The sequence below is a fragment of the Streptomyces poriferorum genome (genome assembly GCF_019399235.1).
Classification (GTDB): Bacteria; Actinomycetota; Actinomycetes; order Streptomycetales; family Streptomycetaceae; genus Streptomyces; species Streptomyces poriferorum.
On sequence record NZ_JAELVH010000154.1, the window covers coordinates 1 to 16,851 of the forward strand.

Here is a 16,851-nt window from a genome sequence, read left to right on the forward strand (position 1 = left end):
GGCGCCGGGGCCCGGGCGGCCGACCGCCCCGGTCCGGGTCTCGCCGCCCGCCGACGCGAGGAACGACACCGCCGTCACCAGCGCGCCCGTCAGTACCACCACCCCCGCCGCCAGCCAGGCCTTACGGCTCGCCGGCAGGGTGGACATCCGGCCCGCGAGCGTCTCCCGGGCGATCCACGCACCGTCACCGCCGCCGGCACGCGTCACCGATTCGCAGTCGGGACAGCTCATACCGGGCAGCGCACCACGCCGTTGACCGCCGCACTGTTGGCACCTCATGGCAGCACACCATGCCAGTGCCGCGTCCCCGCAGGGAGGGGATCGCGCGGAATCGGCCCGGCCGGCCCCCGCACCACTGCGCGGGGGCCGGCGGCGGGCGTCAGCGCAGTTCGTCCGGGCACGGCGTCCCGGGCGGCAGCTGATAGGGGGCGCCGAGCCGGTACACGCCGGGGCGCGGAGCGAGCAGCTCCGTCCACTCGTCGCCGTACTCGTCCTCGTCCATCTTGATCAGGCAGCCGTTCGTGTTGGCGAAGGACTTCGGGCTGTCCTTGTCCGCGCGCTGCTTGGACGCCTCGGTCTCCTGCGGACGCTCCAGGCTCTTGCCCTTCTCGTCCACGACGGCGAGCCAGGGCGAGTACGGGATACGGATCAGCACCCGGCCCGCCTCCTTCACATGGATGGTCAGCTCCCCGGCCTCTGCCTTGTCCACCGTCGCCGGCGGATCGGCCATCGGCACGGGGCCGTCGACCGCGAAGAGCCGCCAGTTCTCGTCGGACCAGATCGCCTTGAGGTACGGCAGCCCCTTGTCGACCATCTCCGTCTCCTGGACGGCACCACTGGAGTCCGGGTCGCCCTTCGGCAGCACCACGTAGTGGACGGCCCAGCGGTCGAGCCACTGGCGGTAGTTCACGGGGTTCAGGGTGTCGTCGTAGAAGAGCGGGTTGCGCTCCATGTCGGCCTGCCGGTTCCAGCCGCGGGCCAGGTTGACGTGCTGCAGCATCGCTGCCGACTCCCGGTGGCTGCTCGGCGGGACCACCTCGACCCGGCCCCGGTCGGCCCCGACCTTCTGGAGCTGGTCGACCAGCGGCGCCAGCGCCCGCGTCCAGGACGCGGTGGGCGCGGTCCGGACGATGTCGTCGACGCCCTTGAAGCCGATCCAGAAGTTCAGCCCGACGAACGCGAGGACCAGTGCGTACCACTTACGGGAACGGGGCACGGTGTACGGCAGCGCGGCCAGCAGCACCACCCCGGCGAACAGCATCGCCATCCGCGAGATGTTCGAGCCGATCTGCGAGTCGACCACATACGTCAGCAGCGTGCCGATGCCGTACACGGCGGCCGCGGTGCGCACCGTCCGCCAGTCGCCCGGCACGAGGAAGAAGACGAGACAGGCGAAGACGAACGGCCCCGACAGCGTCGCGATCGACATCGGCTGCGTACCGGAGAACGGGAACAGCCACGCGGACAGCGCCACCACCACGACCGGCGCCAGCCCCAGCGCGTACGCGCCGGGGCGCCGCTTGTGCAGGAACAGCGCGGCCGCGATCACGCCGAGGAAGAGCCCTGCCACGGGACTGCCCGCCGTCGCGAGGGCGGCGAGCGGCGCGGCGACGGCCGCCTTCGCCCAGCGCTTGTACCGCCAGCGGTACGGCCAGCAGAACACCGCCGCCGTCGCGCCGATCGCGAACATCATGCCGAGCCCGAACGTCACCCGGCCCGACAGCGCGTTGCACAGATACGCGAAGACACCCGCCATCGAGCAGGCCAGCGGATTGCGCACCGCCTTCACCCGGTACAGGATCAGCGAGGTCAGGCCCGCCGAGACCGTGCCGGCGATCATCATCGTCGTGCGGACGCCGACCAGCGACATCAGATACGGCGAGACGACGCTGTACGAGACGGGGTGCATGCCCCCGTACCAGGCCAGGTTGTACGCCGTCCCGGGATGCCGGCCGACGAACTCGGCCCAGGCGTCCTGGGCCGCGATGTCACCGCCGCTGTTGGCGAAGAAGAAGAACCAGAGAATGTGGGCGACGGCCGCGACCGCGGTCGTCAGCAGGACCGGATGCCTCAGGCACCGCTCCTTGAAGGTGTCGAACCTCCCGGTGAACCCACCGGTTCCGCCCGGTCCGTCCGGTCCGCCCGGTCCGCCCGTACTCCTCGCGGAGCTTTCGGAAGCCGTGCTGCTCGCCCGTGTCGGCTCGGCAGTGGTCACTGCGACTCTCCCCGTCCCTCCCCGGACGCGTTGGAACCGCCGGCTTGCCTGCTCGGGTCTCATGGGCGGGAAGACGCGTTCCAGGGTCCACGCGTTGCCCCCGGGACGCTAACACGCACATTCGCGCCACCGCCCGGAAAGGGCCCGGCAAGGCCCGTGAGGTGCCTCGCACCTCGGGTACTCCCTGGCCCTTCCCCGGCCCGGGCCTTCACGGGCCAAGCCCGGGCCTTCCCGGGTCCTCCCTGGGGCGAGCCTTCCCGGGTCCTTCCTTGGTTCTCCGCCGCCTCCCCGGTCCTCCGGACCGGGGAGGCGGCGGAGCGTCAGCCGATCCGGGTCAGCTTCTGGCCGAAGCTCGGGTCCTTCAGGTCCTCCTGGAGGGCGACCGGGGTGCTGACCTTTCCGGGGCCCGTCCCCACGGTCACCACGCCGACCTTCGTGCCCGCCTTCATGCTGCGCGAGATCTCTTCGCCGTTGCCCTTCACGGACAGCTCGATCTTCAGCCCCGCCCAGCCCTTCGCCTTGAGGTCACCGGTCGCGACCAGCGGAGTGTGGCCGCCGAACCCGTCGTCGACGTACCCGACGACATCGCCCTTCTTCACGACCGTGGCGGACGTCACGGCCTTCTGCGCGTCCCGGATCAGCTTGAGGCTGTTGTTCAGCGACATCACGAGGCTGTCGTAGGGCTGGCCGGTACCCGCCTGCTGTCCCATGACCGCGCCGTAGATCCAGAGCGTCTTGCCGTCCACGACCGTGTTGGCGGACCAGACCAGGTTGCCGCCGGCCGGCGTGGAGGAGCCGGTCTTGATGCCGCTCACACCCGGCTCAAGCAGGATCGTGTTGTTGTTGTAGATCGTCCCGTCGATACCGTCGATCTTGATCTGCGGGGTGTCGACGATCTCCCGGAAGATCTCGTTCTGCATCACGGCCTTGGCCAGCTTCAGCTGGTCGGCGGCGGTGGACACCGTCGTCTTCTTCAGACCGCTCGGGTCCGTGTACGTGGTGCCGGTCATGCCGAGGTCCTTGGCCGCGGCGTTCATCTTCGCGATGAACTCCGTCTCGGACGAGTCCCAGCGGGCAAAGAGGCGAGCGGCGTTGTTCCCCGACGGGATCATCAGGAGCTGCAGCAGCTGCTTCTCGGTGAACTGCTGTCCCTCGCTGATCGGCGCGGTGGACTCGTCGCCCAGCTTGGACTCGTCCTCCGCCTGCTGGTCGACGGTGATTTTCTCGCCCTGCTCCTTGGCCGTGAGCGGGTGCTCCTTCAGCACCACGTACGCCGTCATGATCTTGGCGACGCTGGCGATGGGCGCAGGCTTCTGCGCGCCCGCCGAACCGAGCGAGCCGACGCCGTCCACGGTGACCGCCGACTGCCCCTGCTCGGGCCAGGAGAGGTTCAGGTCGCCGCCCTTGAAGGTGTACGCGGACTCCGCCGTCATCGTCAGCGCCGGGGCCGGCAACGGACGCACCATCTGCACGACTGCAAAGATGATCAGCAGCAGGATGACCAGCGGGGTCCAGATCTTGACCCGGCGCACGGCGGTGCGGACCGGGGTCTCCGGCGGCGGCGGGGTGTTCGTCAGCTCCGCGAGCAGGTCGAGCGGCGGCCGGGGCGGCATCGGCTGCTGCCGGGTCCGCTCGGCACCGCTGAGCGACGCGGCGGGCTGCTGCTGAGCGGCGCCGGGAATCGCGGGGGCCGGTACCTCCGGGGTGCGGGGCGCGGGCGCCGGGCGTACGTCGTCCGCGCGCAGCTTCACGAACTTGCTGGTCCGCTCGGCAGGGGCCTCCGGCCTCGACCCGGTCTGCGGACCGGACTTCGGCTTCTGCTCCGCCGGCGGCGGGGTGATCTTCAGCGCGGTCGTCGGCTGGTCGACGCGGGGCAGCCTCGGCGCCTTGAAGACGGCCGTCGCCTGATCGATTCCGCGCGTGTCCGCGGCGGGCTGTGCCTTGTCGACGGACTCCTCACGGGCGTCGACGGGCTCCTCACGGGTCCGGGGAACGCGCACGTCGGAGGCGGTGCCGACAGCGGTGTCGGGGGCGTCGTAGTTATCTGCCCCGGCGTCGGCAGCGGTGTCGTCGGCGCCTGCATCGGTCTCGTCGGTCTCGTCGGTGCCGGTCGGCGTCCCGTCGTCTTCGGGCGCCGCGTCTTCACCGTCCGACGCCGCAGGCGCCTCCGGCTCCGGCTCCGGCTCCGGCTCCGGCTCCGGCTCCGGCTCCGGCTCCGGCTCCGCAGCGGCATCGGCCTCGGCGGCGGGCGCGTCACTCTTCGCGTCCCCGTCCTCCCCGTCCTCCGCGTCCTCCGGGTCCCCGTCCTTGGACACCCACGCGGCAACAGCGGCACGCAGCCGCGCATCGCCCTCCTCGGGCTCGGCGGCCTCGGCGGCCTCGGCGGCCCCGGCCGACTCATCGTCGGACTCGTCGTCCGCGGAGTCGACGGGCTCGACGCGCTCGTCCTTCGAAGGCTCCACGGGCTCAACGGACTCCGAAGGCTCCACGGGCTCCACAGGCTCCTCGGCCTCCGCCCGCGCCTCCGGAGCGTCCGTAGCGGCCTCGGGGGCCTCCGCCGGGCTCTCAGGGCCTTCTACGGCCTCCGTGGCCCCTTCGGCACCCTCGACGGCCTCGGGCTCCTGAGGAGTCACCGCATCCGATTCCTCGGAGTCGTCCGAAGCGGAGCCCTCCGAGGCGGATCCGACCGAAACGGAGTCGTCCGAAGCGGTCCCGCCGGCAGACGTGTCAGCGGACTCTCCGGCTCCTGCCTCACCATCGGCGACACCGGCCTCGGCGCCCTCGGCGCCGTCCGGCTCCTCCGGCTCGGACCGCTGCGTGCGGAAAACCGCCGTCGCCGTGTCCGTACCGCCTCCGGACTCCTCCGGAGAGGCGGGTTCACGGAACACGGAAAGACGCGGATCGGTCTCGCTCCGAGTCGTTCCCGACGACTTCTGCTGCTCCGACTTGTCGGGGGACTCGCCCGCCACCGATGCCTCCTCCATGCGGCGCGGGGACATCCCCGCGCTGTCCGAACCATCTACCAGTGTCCCGTGTGAACCCTTGGCCGGGCTGCTAGACGAGAACGACATACCTACTGGTTCCCGTATAAAGCACCCAGGCACCCTCGACAGACAGATGTGAGAGGGGTCACCCTGTCACTCATCCACGCGGGGAGGCATGGATGGGCAGGAGCCGCAGAACAATTCCGGAGGAGCTTCTGTTGCTCGCTCTGGACCCGACCACGGGTACCACAGCGCAGCCGCAGTCGCTCGACCTCGGCCTGGCCGGGGCACAGCTAGTAGAGCTGGCTCTGGCAGGACGGATAGCCCCTGATGGGGATCGTATCGCCGTGGTGATGCCACGGCCGACAGGAGATCCGACTCTGGACTCCGCACTGGAACTGCTGCGCAGACGCGGCAGCCCGGTCCGGGCCGTCCACTGGATCGGCGGACCCCGGCTGGGGCTCCGCCAGATTTACCTCGCTCATCTGGAGCGGTGCGGCATGGTGCATGCCGTGGCGGGCCAGATGTGCGGAGTGCTGCCGACGACTCGCTACCAGGCGACGGACACGGCAATCAGCCGGGACATCAGAGCCCGGCTGGACAGTGCGATCCGCACCGGCGTACCGCCGGACCCGCGGACCGCGGCGCTCGCCGCGCTGGCCCACGCGGTCGGACTCGGCAAGCACCTTTACCCCGGGAACGAGGGGCGCTCATCGCGCTCCCGGCTCCGGGACCTGATCAGACACGACCCCATGGGCGGTCTCGTGGCGCACGCCGTCATGGACGTCCAGAACGGGGCCGTCGCACAACCGCGCCGCAACCAGGCGGCCGGCGTTCCGTTGCAACAGCAAGTGCAGTCGCAGTCACGCCGCGACAGCATGGCGCACACCGTGGCCCATTAGGGCCGCTCGGGCGTCGAGGCAGCACCCGCACCACCGGCATCACTTGCACCGCCGAGAACCACAACGCTCGACAACGCACCACCGCAACAACCGCATACCGCCGCGCCGTCGTCCCCAAAGACCCGGTTCGGGAGCCGCACCAAGCGCGGGGCAGCCGGTACCACCGGCTGCCCCGCGTTGCTGCGTGTGGCCGTTTTCCAGCGCGGCCGGGCCCACGGGTGGCAATCTGCTGAGCAGTAGATACGCACAGCTACATAGCCGGAGGTGCCGTTTCCGTGCCGTCCAACGTCAATCCCACCGTCAGGCGACGCCGGTTGGGTCAGGAATTGCGCCGACTGCGCGAGATCAAGGGCATGACGGCCGAGGAGGTGGCGGAGCGGCTGCTGGTCTCGCAGTCCAAGATCAGCCGCCTGGAGAACGGCCGCCGCTCCATCAGCCAGCGCGACGTGCGCGACCTCTGCGGGGTGTACGAGGTCGAGGACGTCCGGGTCGTCGACTCGCTCATGCAGATGGCCAAGGACTCCCGTCAGCAGGGCTGGTGGCACGCCTTCGGCGACATCCCGTACAGCGTCTACATCGGCCTCGAGACCGACGCCGAGTCACTGCGGGTGTACGAACCCCAGGTGATCCCCGGCCTGTTGCAGACGCGGCAGTACGCCGAGGCGTTGATCAACGGCGCGCTGCCGGAGGCCCCGCCGGCGGACATCGACAAGCGCGTCAGCGTCCGTTCGCGCCGCCAGGACCGGATCACCGCCCCCGAGCACCCTCTGCGGCTGTGGGCGGTCATCGACGAGTCCGCGCTGCGCCGGCTGGTCGGCGGCAAGCAGGTGATGATCGAGCAGCTGGAGCGGCTGGTGGAGCTGTCGCACCTGCCGCATGTGACCGTCCAGGTACTGCCGTTCGACATGGGTGCGCACCCGGGCATCAACGGGCAGTACGCCATTCTGGAATTCCCGGACGCCGCGGATTCCAGCGTCGTCTATATCGAGGGCGTCACCAGCGACCTCTATCTGGAGAAGGCGAATGACGTGCAGCGATACAGCGTCATGTACGAGCACCTGAGGGCACAGGCGCTGAACGTGGAGCAGACCCGGCATTTCATCGACGGCATCGCGAAGGAGTACACCCGCCTGAAAACGGGGTGAACTCCGGCTGGACGGGCATGTAAACCAGCCAGCCCACAAAGTCCGGTATGAGAGAAATGAAGTGATGTTACGAGTGAGGCGACGGCACGGTACACCGTCGCCACCTCGCAACGGAAGACCTGCATGGTATATACCATCCGGTCGAGTGAACGGCCCCTTCACTCGGGGAGCTTGGCGAGTAGCGTCGATCACGCCACCGGGGAATCCGCTGGCGCTCACACAACTCTCTGAACCGGAGTGAACATGGCCATTCGTCAGGGTGCTACGGAAAACTGGACGAAGTCGTCGTATTCCGGGGGCAACGGCGCCTGCGTCGAAGTCAAGTCCCCTCTTGTGCAGGCGATTGCGGTGCGTGACTCGAAGGCGCCCGAAGGCCCTTCGCTCACCTTCGTCCCCGGCGCCTGGAACACGTTCGTGCGTGACGTCGCCAAGGGCTCCGTCACCGCCTGACCGATGCTTCCCATACGCCGTACCGCCGCACCGATTCAGGTGCAGCCGGTAGCCCTCTCGTCCGGTTCGCCGTCCTGGCCGAGAGGGCTTCTCGCACGACTGCGGGGAGCCCGGCCACCGCACGGCAGCACCCGCCACCCGCCACCCGATTGAGCGCGGCGGATCCACGTACCGGCCGGTGCGCCCGATTCAGCGCAGCTGATCCACGTACCGGTCCGTTCCCGGCAGGGTCGGGATGAACGGCGCCACCAGCTCCACCCGCCCCAGACCCGACTCCGCCACCGTCGCGTCGAGCCCGGCGAAGTGCTCCGCCCAGCAGGCCCGCGGGTCCTCCTGGAGGAACCAGAGCAGGGTCAGCCGGGTGTCGACGCCCTCGACCTGCTTCACATAAGTCATCCGGTCGCCCGGCAACGGCGTGGGGCGGAACACGGTCACCATCGCCGCAGGCGACCCGCTCAGCCGCTTCGGCAGATGCCGGGAGCGCAGCCACTCCAGCAACTCGGCCCGCTGCTCGGGCCCTTCGGCGTCGATCACCTCCAGGACCAGCCCGCGGTAGGGATGGTCGAGTGCGTGGAAATCCCGGGGCCCCGCGGCCCCGTCCCGGTAGACCGTCGCCTCGTGGTCCTGGAACGCCGTGAAGACGTGGGTGCGGTCCTGGTAGACCCGGCCGTCGCGGTTCAGCCGCTTGTTGATGCCGACGGTCCACTTCATGTGGTCGTCGTAGCGCCCGTCCGTCACCCAGTACGTGGACAGATAGCACCCGGCGCCGACCGGCTGCGCGACCGCGGACTTGTCCGGGTAGCGCAACTCCTGGAGCTCCCGGGTGGCCACCCAGCGCCGGCCGGAGAACATCCAGGGCATCGCCATCGCACCGGCGTAATAGTGATCATCTTCATACCACCGGTTGTACGCGAACTCGTGGCCCGGATGCGGTTCCACCATGGTGATCAGCGCGTGGCCGGGATGGACGCCGTACGGCCCCAGTGCGGCCAGTTCGGCGTACGTGTCACTCCGCGTCCCGCCGGCCCGCTCTTCTTCGGGCCTCGTTCCCTCACCCATGCCGTTCCCCTTCCGTACTCCGCCGGAGGGACCTACTCTGACGCCCCGTCAGAAGAAGTTCCAGAGCCGGGAGGCGCCGATGTTGCTCGCGGGGAAGACCGTCATCGTGTCCGGGGTGGGCGCCGGGCTCGGGCATCAGATCGCGGCCACGGTCGTGCGTGACGGAGGCAATGCCGTCCTCGGGGCGCGGACCGCGGCCAATCTCGCCAAGTCGGCCGCGGAGATCGATCCGGAGGGGCTGCACACCGCCCACCTGGCCACCGACATCACTGACGAGGCGCAGTGCGAGGCGCTCGCGGCGCTGGCCGTCGAGCGGTTCGGGCGGATCGACGCGGTGGTCCATGTCGCCGCCTGGGACAGCTATTTCGGCGGGGTCGAGGACGCCGACCTGGACACCTGGAAGGCGGTCGTCGACGTCAATCTGCTCGGCACCCTGCGGATGACGCGCGCCTGCCTGCCCGCCCTCAAGGAGCGCGGCGGCTCGGTCGTCGTCATCGGCACGCAGTCCGCGGTGGCGGCGCCGTCACAGGTGCGGCAGGCGGCGTACGCGGCCTCCAAGGGCGCACTGACCTCGGCGATGTACTCCATGGCCTGGGAGTTCGGCCCGCACCGGATCCGGGTGAACACCGTGCTGCCGGGCTGGATGTGGGGGCCGCCGGTGCAGGCCTACGTGCAGTTCACCGCACACACCGAGGCGGTGCCCGAGTCCGAGGTACTGGGGAGGCTCTCGGAACGCATGGCGCTGCCCGAGCTGGCGACGGACGGCGATGTGGCGGAGGCCGCGGTCTTCCTGGCCTCCGACCGGGCACGGGCGATCACCGGGCAGTCCCTGCTCGTCAACGCCGGCGAGCTGATGCGCTGACGCGCGGACGCGCTCCGCAGGGAGTTCGGCAAGGTCAGTTCTCCTCCTTCTCGGCCGCACGGGACCCGCATCCCGTGCGGTCTTTCGGCGTTCCTGGACGTTCCCTTGTTTCTCTGCACAGCCTGACGAAGTGCCCGCTCATCGTGTGGCCCCCGTCACGTGCACGACAACGCTTTCGTTGGTCAAGAACAAGTAAAATCGTTCGGCTAACTGATCCGCGTTCACATCTCTGACCGCTGGAGACCTTGACCGAGGTGCCGAACAGGCGGTTCAATCCCCGAAGTCCCCGTTCCCGCACGGGGACACCGCTGAACGGCCGTACTGACGAAGTGCGTACCCGTTCACAAGGCGGACCCCAGGAGGGGGCACATGAACAGTCTCGACTGGGTCGTGCTCATCGGCTACTTCGGCGTGATGATCGCGATCGGACTCTGGTCCCACAAGCGTGTCGACAACGTCAGCGACTTCTTCACGGCCGGCGGCAAGATGCCGTGGTGGCTTTCCGGCATCTCGCACCACATGTCCGGCTACAGCGCCGTGATGTTCACCGGCTACGCCGGCATCGCGTACCAGTACGGCGTCACGTCCTTCGTGACGTGGTCGCTCCCCATCGCCATCGGTATCGGGATCGGCGCCAAGCTCTTCGCGCCCCGGCTCAACCGGCTGCGCTCGCGGCTGCACGTCGCCTCGCCGCTCGAGTACCTGAAGAACCGCTACAACATCCAGACCCAGCAGGCGCTCGCCTGGTCCGGTCTGCTGCTGAAGATCGTGGACGTCGGCGCCAAGTGGGCGGCCATCGCCACCCTGCTCTCCGTCTTCACGGGCATCACCCTGACCCAGGGCATCTTCATCACCGGCCTCATCACGGCCGTCTACTGCACGGTCGGCGGTCTGTGGGCCGACGCGCTCACCGAGCTGGGGCAGTTCGTCATCCAGCTGTTCGCCGGTATCGCGATGCTCGTCGCCGCGATGAGCAAGCTCGACGGCGTCAGCACCCTGTGGACGGTCTGGGACAAGCTGCCCGAGGGCCACGCGGACCCGACGGCCGGCCCGTACACGGTGACGTTCCTGCTGGCGTACCTGTTCATCAAGACCTTCGAGTACAACGGCGGCATGTGGAACCAGGCCCAGCGCTACATGGCCACGGACTCCGCCGCCTCCGCGACCCGCTCGGCGCGGCTCTCCGCCGTCCTGTGGCTGGTCTGGCCGACGGTCCTGTTCTTCCCGATGTGGTGCGCCCCGCTGCTCGTGGACGCGCAGAAGCCGGACGCCTCGGACAGCTACGCGCTGATGACCGAGCAGTTGCTGCCGCACGGTCTGCTGGGCCTGGTGATCGTGGGCTTCTTCTCGCACACGATGGCCATGTGCTCCTCGGACGCCAACGCCATCGCGGCGGTCTTCACCCGCGACATCGCCCCGGTCTTCTCCAAGGCGGCCCGCAACTGGAGCGACCGCGCCGGCCTGATGGCCGCGCGGCTCTCCACGCTCGGCTTCCTGGGGCTGTCCATGGCACTGGCGACCCAGATCAACTCGCCGACGTTCAAGGACATCATCTCGGTCGTCATCAAGTGGGTCGCCGGTCTGATGGGCCCGATCGCGATCCCGTTCATGCTGGGTCTGCTCCGCCGGTTCCGTAAGTCGGGACCGACAGCGGCTCTCACCAGCTGGGCGGCGGGTCTGCTGGCGTTCTACTTCACCAACTACAACTTCGACGGTTCGGTGAAGACGGACGTCGCCCTGCAGTACCAGGTGGCGCTGCCGCTCGCGATCTCGCTGGTGCTCTACATCGTCATCGGCTTCATCAAACCGGAGGACACCCCGGAGCGCGACGCGATCATCGAGCAGATCAACACGGACGGCGGGGACTCGGCGACCGGTGCGCCCCTGCCGCCCCAGCGCGGCCCCGAGGACGTGGCAGCCGTTGAGGGCGTGAAGGACTGACGCCTGCGGCTGTACGGGGTGGGGGCGGGTGGTACGTACGGATGCGGCGGCTTCCGTACGTACGGCCCGCCCCTTTTCCCTGTCGGGAGCCTCAGCCGCTCTTCCCTGCCGGGAGCCTCAGCCGCGCGGGTAGCGGGCCAGCCAGCCCGGGGCCGCGGCGGCCGGACTGTGCAGGGCGGGCCCCTGCGTCATCTCCATGGCGAAGTCGTCGGCGAGCTCCAGAAGGGTCGCGCGGCCCTCCAACTCGGCCAGCCAGGCGGGCGGCAGCGCGGTCTCGCCGTGCAGCGCGCCGAGCAGCGCCCCGCACAGGGCCCCGGTGGCGGCGGACGGCCCGCCGTGGTTCACGGCCAGCCGCAGCCCGTGCCGGATGTCCTCACCGACCAGGGCGCAGTACACGGCCACCGCGAGGACCTCCTCGGCGGAGTCCGTGGCACACAGCGACTCGATGAGCGCGGGGCCCGGGATGCCCTGGCGCACGGTGCCCAGCGCCTGCTGGAGCGCCTCGGTGACGGGCTCGTGGCCCGGCCGCTCGGCGAGCAGGGCCAGCCCGTGCTGCACGGAGCCGTCCAGCGTCTCGCCGCGCGCCAGCCCGTGCATGATCACGGCGAGGGCGCCGGCGGACAGCAGGGCGGTGGGGTGGCCGTGGGTCTGGGCGGCGCACTCGACGGCCAGCTGGAACACGAGCTGCGGCTCCCAGCCGACGAGCAGCCCGAACGGGGCGGAGCGGGTCAGCGCGGCCGAGTCATGCGCGGTGGGGTACTTGGGCCGGTCGAGGGTCCCCATAACACTGTCACCGAAGCCGCCCAGGCACTCCCGTGTGGGGGCGCGGCGACTGTAGAGCCACTCCTGCCCGGCGAGCCAGCCGTTGTCCTTGCGCCGCTCGTCGGGCCCCCAGTCGTGCTGGGTGGCGGCCCAGCGCAGATGGGCCTGGTGCACATCGGTGGGAGGGTGCCAGGCGCCGGTGTCGCGGCGGACCTGGGCGCGGATCAGCCCGTCGACGGTGAACAGGGTGAGCTGGGTGACGGCGGTGACGCAGCCGCGCCCGCCGTGCGCGGCGACGAAGTCGGTGACGGCGTCGGCCCCGTGGGCCTCGCGGATCTCCTCCAGCGTGAGCGTGCTGACACCCGCGCCGAGCGCGTCACCGATGGCGCCGCCGAGCAGTGCGCCGCGTACCCGGCTGCGGAAGTCCTGCTGCTCGGCACGGCCCCAGACAGCTGTGGTCGCTGAGCTCACCGTGCCCCTTCCCGTCGGCCCTTGGGCTTCGTTCCCGTGTGCGACTGTGCGGTAACTGCGCAGCACTGTAATCGAACGGGTACGGGGCTGCCGGGGGCGGAACGGTATGTACGGAGTAGCTGGTTCGGTTCAGTTTTGCGCGGCATTCTCCGGAGATTGCCGCTGCATCCGGTGCCCCCGGCTCTGCGCGATCCGCAGCAGGTCTCCCAACGATTCCGTGGCCCGGGTGAGCGCGAACCGCACCGCCCGCTCCCCCGCCGCCCGGTCGGCCAGCACGGCCCGCGACCCCGCCCACACCTGCTCGCCGCACTCGATCTGCTCGTCCTCCATGTCGTCCGCCAGCCGTGACATCAGGCTCCCGGGATCATCGGTGCTGAGCCAGCACGGTTTGCCCTCCGGGGAGGCCCAGGGAAGGAGGCGGGGAGGAAGGTCGGTCATGACTGCTCCTGACGGCCGGCGGGCGCTGTGTCCCACCGACGGGTGACGGTGACGGATCGTGACCCGATGATGACGCGCCCGCCGTACGCTCGGACAGAGAGACACGATTGCCCGCGCGCAGGACAACGAGGGGCCTCCGATGACCGAACTCACGCCCACCGACGAGGAGTCGGGCCGCGCCGCGCTCGGCCGCGCCCTTCGGTACTTACGCGAGAAGGCGGGACTCTCCCTCGGCCGGCTCGCCGAGGAGACCCGCTACGACAAGAGCTACCTCTACCGCCTGGAGGTCAGCCAACGCCTGTCCAAGCTCGCGGTGATGGAGGACCTGGACCGGTTCTACGACTCCGGGGGCCTGCTGGTGCAGCTCTGGAAGGTGGCGCGCAAGGAGGTCTTCAAGGACCGGTACAAGGAGTTCATGCGGCTGGAGCCGACGGCCCGCATCATGCACCTCTTCACTCTCGGCATCCCGGGCCTGTTCCAGACGGAAGAGGTGGCGCGGGAGCTGTTGTCCGGCGCCCAGGAAACCGACACCGAGGCCGAGTTGGTGGAGGAACAGGTCATAGCCCGCATGGGACGTCAGCAACTGCTGCACCGTAAACCGGCCCCGTCCGTACGGATCATCATGGACGAGTACGCGCTCCGCAGGCCGGTCGCGGACCCCAAGGCGTGGGACGAACAGCTGACGCATCTGCTCGACATGGGCGAGACCGCCTCCGTCGTCCTTCAGGTCCTGCCCTTCGCCGCCGGGGCGCACCATCTGATGGACGGTTCCCTGACGTTGCTCTGGCAGGACGACGCGAGCGCCGTTGCCTACACGGAAGGCAATGGATGCGCGGAGTTGATCGAGGATCCGGCCGCCGTGACGCGCTATCGGCTGTCCTACGATCGGCTCCGGGATCTGGCGCTGCCCCCGCCGGACTCCACCGCGTTCATCAGGGGTGTCCTGGAGGATCACAGATCATGAGCCGAACCCCCGACCTCTCCACCGCGACCTGGCGCAAGTCCAGTTACAGCGACGGCGGCGCCAACAACTGCGTCGAGGTGTCGGACACCTTCCCCGCCCTCGTCCCCGTCCGTGACAGCAAGGCCCCCACCGGGCCCGCGCTCGTCTTCGGGCCGGGCGCCTGGTCCGCGTTCGTGGCGTACGCGGCCAGGCGCTGACCCGGCCGGCCGGCTCGGGGCGTCAGTCCAGGGTCTGGGTCAGTTCGCTCCGGGCCTGGGTGTGTACGACCCGGCCGCGCGCTCCGTTGACGAGGGGCAGGTACGGCGGCACATGCCCGCATTCGACATCGGCGATGATCGGGACGTTCAACGGGCCCAGCGCCTCGAGAACGGCCTGGTGCTGGGTGAGTGAGGCGGCGTCCGGCGCCGAGGTCCGGGCGACGAGGACCGCGTTCGCCGCGTCGAAGAAGCCGGCCAGGCGCATCCCGTGAAGGTTCCTGCAGATGGTGAGGGCGTCGTCGCCGCCCGCTTCCACATAGACGAGGAGCCCTTCCGGGGCGTGGGCGCGCGCGAAGGCGGAGACGTCGAGGTAGCCCGTTCCCGTGAGGTTGCAGAGTGTCTCGATGCAGCCCCCGATCAGGCGTCCTTCGACCTCCACGTCACCGTCGGCGTCCAGCCTGGTCCACGTGCCCGGCGTATCGAGCGTGTACTCGCTCACCTCGGGCCGGGCACGGTAGTCGTCCCAGCCCGTGGCGCGGTGGCGGTTGGGCGGGGACTGCGTGAATCGGTGCCCCTGCGGAGCGGCGGCGATGTCGAGCCACGACAGGAGCCCCTCGGGTGCCCGGTAGGGCGTGTCCATCAGGTTGTTGCCGTGCAGGGTCGCTACGCCGGTGAGGAGGGTGAGCGGCGTCATGACGGTCGACATGTCGGAGAACCCGACCAGCCACGTCGGCTCGGCGTCACGCAGCCGGTCCCAGTCGAGCAGGGGCAGCACGTCGATCGCCATCTCCCCGCCCCAGGGCGGCACCACCGCCCTGATGCCCGGATCCGTCAGCATGGCCATCAGTTCGCCGGCGCGGTCGGCCGCAGGAGCACTGGCATGACCGGCGCCGTCCATGCAGTGGCCGACGACGACCTCGTACCCCCGGGCCTCCACAGCACGAACGGCCACGTCGAGGCGTGCGCGAAGGTCGTCCGGGACCCCGCTCGAAGGGGAGGTGATGCCGACGCGGTCACCGGGACGGAGGGGGCGTGGATATCGAACTGTCATGCGCCGGATCCTGGCACGCCGCTACGGCCGTGCCGAATGATTTCCGGCACGCCGCTGCGGTCGTGCCGAACGATTTCCGGCATACCGGTTCGCGGGCTCCACCCCCAGGAGCGCGGCAGAGCCCGTCACCGGACCGGGTGCCGGGCGGTAGCGGCACATCCGGATCGGCGATCCCTGGAAGTGAGGCCGCCGGGGACGGGTGGCGAAACCTCGTTGTGCCACCCGGCCGTCCGGAGCGATGATCGCGTGATGCCATCCCCCCACCCCGACGGTCGCGCCGGCATCGACGCCGCACTCGTCAAGCGCCTGATCGACGCCCAGTTCCCTCAGTGGAGCGGGCTTCCCGTGACACCCGTCGAGGTCGACGGCTGGGACAACCGGACCTATCGCCTCGGCGACGCGATGACGGCCCGGCTGCCCACCGCCGCCGGTTACGTCCCCGCGGTGGAGAAGGAGCACCACTGGCTGCCGCGCCTCGCCCCGACGCTGCCGGTCGCCGTGCCTCCGGTACTCGCGCTGGGGGCTCCGGGCGAGGGCTATCCGTATCCGTGGTCGGTCCGGCGCTGGCTGCGGGGCGAGACCGCCGCCCGGGCCCACTTCGAGGATCTCTCACCGTTCGCCGTCCAGGTGGCCGGGTTCGTCCGCGCCCTCCAGCGCTGCGACGCGACGGGCGGCCCGCTCGCCGGGGACCACAGCTGGTACCGGGGCGCGTCGCCCGCCCACTACGACGAGGAGACCCGGCGCTGCCTGGCCGCGCTGGGGGGCCATGCCGACACGGACCGGGCACGCGCGGTCTGGGACGCCGCCCTGGCTGCCGAATGGCACGGCGAACCCGTGTGGTTCCACGGCGACATCGCCTCCGGCAACCTGCTCGTCGAGGACGGCGAGCTGTCGGCCGTCATCGACTTCGGGACCTCGGGTGTCGGTGACCCGGCCTGCGACCTGGTGATCGCGTGGGGCATGTTCCACGGCGAGAGCCGGGAGGCGTTCCGTACGGCCGTCGGCCAGGACGCCGGCACCTGGGCGCGGGCCCGGGGCTGGACCCTGTGGAAGGCGCTGCTGAACCTGACGGGGTTCGTCGGCACGGATCCGGAACGGGCGGACGACGAACTGCGGGTGATCGAGGCGGTCCTGGCCGATCACGACCACTTCGGCTGACCGGCCGGCCGGCTCGCACGGCGGTGGGCGGCGGCCGTCTGCTGCGCCGCAACGTGTCCCTGCCCGCAGCGGCTCTGTTGGACGCACCTTCGTCCCCCGTTCACCCGGGGTTACACCGCTCCACGTGCGGGCCTTCGAGCATGCACGCATGACGCAGATGACTCGTGTCAGGGCCTCCTCCTACGCCCTGGCCGCCGCCCTCCTGGCCGTACTGCGAGTCCGGCCAGGAGGGCGGCGGCCAGGGCGTAGGAG

Annotated in this window: 14 protein-coding genes and 1 pseudogene; 8 read left to right on the plus strand and 7 right to left on the minus strand. The window is 70.0% G+C overall.

All coding sequences use genetic code 11. The features are described 5' to 3' along the window. The 3 genes and pseudogenes from JGS39_RS24515 to JGS39_RS24525 form a co-directional block, all read right to left on the minus strand. Positions 1–231: pseudogene (locus JGS39_RS24515) on the minus strand (adhesin); the annotation flags it as partial. Between the two features lie 148 nt (positions 232–379). Beyond that, the gene (locus JGS39_RS24520; protein WP_219571618.1) at positions 380–2,215 is read right to left on the minus strand and encodes a DUF8823 domain-containing protein; all 1,836 of its coding nucleotides are present in this window, start codon (positions 2,213–2,215) and stop codon (positions 380–382) included. A gap of 320 nt (positions 2,216–2,535) precedes the next feature. Further along, the gene (locus tag JGS39_RS24525) at positions 2,536–5,184 is read right to left on the minus strand and encodes a serine hydrolase (RefSeq protein ID WP_219571628.1); all 2,649 of its coding nucleotides are present in this window, start codon (positions 5,182–5,184) and stop codon (positions 2,536–2,538) included. Between the two features lie 194 nt (positions 5,185–5,378). On the opposite strand from JGS39_RS24525, the gene JGS39_RS24530 reads away from it, so the two are divergent. The 3 genes from JGS39_RS24530 to JGS39_RS24540 all read left to right on the plus strand — a co-directional run bounded on the left by JGS39_RS24530 (position 5,379) and on the right by JGS39_RS24540 (position 7,696). After that, the gene (locus tag JGS39_RS24530; protein WP_148019213.1) at positions 5,379–6,101 is read left to right on the plus strand and encodes a GOLPH3/VPS74 family protein; all 723 of its coding nucleotides are present in this window, start codon (positions 5,379–5,381) and stop codon (positions 6,099–6,101) included. 275 nt (positions 6,102–6,376) lie between these two features. Continuing rightward, entirely contained in the window at positions 6,377–7,246 is an 870-nt protein-coding gene (locus JGS39_RS24535; protein ID WP_219571619.1) for a helix-turn-helix domain-containing protein, read from the plus strand. Between the two features lie 243 nt (positions 7,247–7,489). Then, complete coding sequence (locus JGS39_RS24540) at positions 7,490–7,696, plus strand: DUF397 domain-containing protein (RefSeq protein ID WP_148019215.1); 207 nt, start codon at positions 7,490–7,492, stop codon at positions 7,694–7,696. A gap of 189 nt (positions 7,697–7,885) precedes the next feature. On the opposite strand, the gene JGS39_RS24545 is transcribed toward JGS39_RS24540, so the two are convergent. Then, positions 7,886–8,755, minus strand: a complete 870-nt coding sequence (locus JGS39_RS24545) for a hypothetical protein (protein ID WP_219571620.1) — start codon at positions 8,753–8,755, stop codon at positions 7,886–7,888. Between the two features lie 79 nt (positions 8,756–8,834). On the opposite strand from JGS39_RS24545, the gene JGS39_RS24550 reads away from it, so the two are divergent. Together JGS39_RS24550 and JGS39_RS24555 are read left to right on the plus strand one after the other, a co-directional pair. After that, on the plus strand, positions 8,835–9,617 hold the full coding sequence (locus JGS39_RS24550) for an SDR family oxidoreductase (protein ID WP_148019216.1): 783 nt from the start codon (positions 8,835–8,837) through the stop codon (positions 9,615–9,617). A 369-nt stretch (positions 9,618–9,986) separates the two neighbouring features. After that, positions 9,987–11,558, plus strand: a complete 1,572-nt coding sequence (locus JGS39_RS24555; protein WP_219571621.1) for a sodium:solute symporter family protein — start codon at positions 9,987–9,989, stop codon at positions 11,556–11,558. A gap of 117 nt (positions 11,559–11,675) precedes the next feature. Here JGS39_RS24555 and JGS39_RS24560 read toward each other — a convergent pair whose 3' ends face one another. Both JGS39_RS24560 and JGS39_RS24565 read right to left on the minus strand, forming a co-directional pair. Next, positions 11,676–12,791, minus strand: coding sequence for an ADP-ribosylglycohydrolase family protein (locus JGS39_RS24560; RefSeq protein WP_219571622.1), 1,116 nt, complete (start codon positions 12,789–12,791; stop codon positions 11,676–11,678). Between the two features lie 129 nt (positions 12,792–12,920). Next, a complete protein-coding gene (locus JGS39_RS24565) occupies positions 12,921–13,229 on the minus strand; it encodes a hypothetical protein (RefSeq protein ID WP_219571623.1) in 309 nt (102 codons plus the stop codon). 139 nt (positions 13,230–13,368) lie between these two features. Here JGS39_RS24565 and JGS39_RS24570 point away from each other — a divergent pair, with 139 nt between their 5' ends. Together JGS39_RS24570 and JGS39_RS24575 are read left to right on the plus strand one after the other, a co-directional pair. Next, a complete protein-coding gene (locus JGS39_RS24570; protein WP_219571624.1) occupies positions 13,369–14,193 on the plus strand; it encodes a helix-turn-helix domain-containing protein in 825 nt (274 codons plus the stop codon). Continuing rightward, on the plus strand, positions 14,190–14,390 hold the full coding sequence (locus JGS39_RS24575) for a DUF397 domain-containing protein (protein ID WP_219571625.1): 201 nt from the start codon (positions 14,190–14,192) through the stop codon (positions 14,388–14,390). The genes JGS39_RS24570 and JGS39_RS24575 overlap by 4 nt, the downstream gene beginning before the upstream one ends. A gap of 22 nt (positions 14,391–14,412) precedes the next feature. On the opposite strand, the gene JGS39_RS24580 is transcribed toward JGS39_RS24575, so the two are convergent. Next, positions 14,413–15,441 (minus strand): S66 family peptidase, encoded by a 1,029-nt coding sequence (locus tag JGS39_RS24580; RefSeq protein ID WP_219571626.1) that lies wholly within the window; start codon positions 15,439–15,441, stop codon positions 14,413–14,415. A gap of 249 nt (positions 15,442–15,690) precedes the next feature. Here JGS39_RS24580 and JGS39_RS24585 point away from each other — a divergent pair, with 249 nt between their 5' ends. Next, on the plus strand, positions 15,691–16,599 hold the full coding sequence (locus tag JGS39_RS24585; protein WP_219571627.1) for an aminoglycoside phosphotransferase family protein: 909 nt from the start codon (positions 15,691–15,693) through the stop codon (positions 16,597–16,599). The last annotated feature ends 252 nt before the right edge of the window (positions 16,600–16,851 follow it).

Coding starts and splice junctions, on each gene's coding strand:
- JGS39_RS24580 (WP_219571626.1), bottom strand. CDS start 15,441: ATGACAGTTCGATATCCACGCCCCCTCCGTCCCGGTGACCGCGTCGGC.
- JGS39_RS24565 (WP_219571623.1), bottom strand. CDS start 13,229: ATGACCGACCTTCCTCCCCGCCTCCTTCCCTGGGCCTCCCCGGAGGGC.
- JGS39_RS24530 (WP_148019213.1), top strand. CDS start 5,379: ATGGGCAGGAGCCGCAGAACAATTCCGGAGGAGCTTCTGTTGCTCGCT.
- JGS39_RS24570 (WP_219571624.1), top strand. CDS start 13,369: ATGACCGAACTCACGCCCACCGACGAGGAGTCGGGCCGCGCCGCGCTC.
- JGS39_RS24545 (WP_219571620.1), bottom strand. CDS start 8,755: ATGGGTGAGGGAACGAGGCCCGAAGAAGAGCGGGCCGGCGGGACGCGG.
- JGS39_RS24540 (WP_148019215.1), top strand. CDS start 7,490: ATGGCCATTCGTCAGGGTGCTACGGAAAACTGGACGAAGTCGTCGTAT.
- JGS39_RS24585 (WP_219571627.1), top strand. CDS start 15,691: ATGCCATCCCCCCACCCCGACGGTCGCGCCGGCATCGACGCCGCACTC.
- JGS39_RS24550 (WP_148019216.1), top strand. CDS start 8,835: ATGTTGCTCGCGGGGAAGACCGTCATCGTGTCCGGGGTGGGCGCCGGG.
- JGS39_RS24575 (WP_219571625.1), top strand. CDS start 14,190: ATGAGCCGAACCCCCGACCTCTCCACCGCGACCTGGCGCAAGTCCAGT.
- JGS39_RS24555 (WP_219571621.1), top strand. CDS start 9,987: ATGAACAGTCTCGACTGGGTCGTGCTCATCGGCTACTTCGGCGTGATG.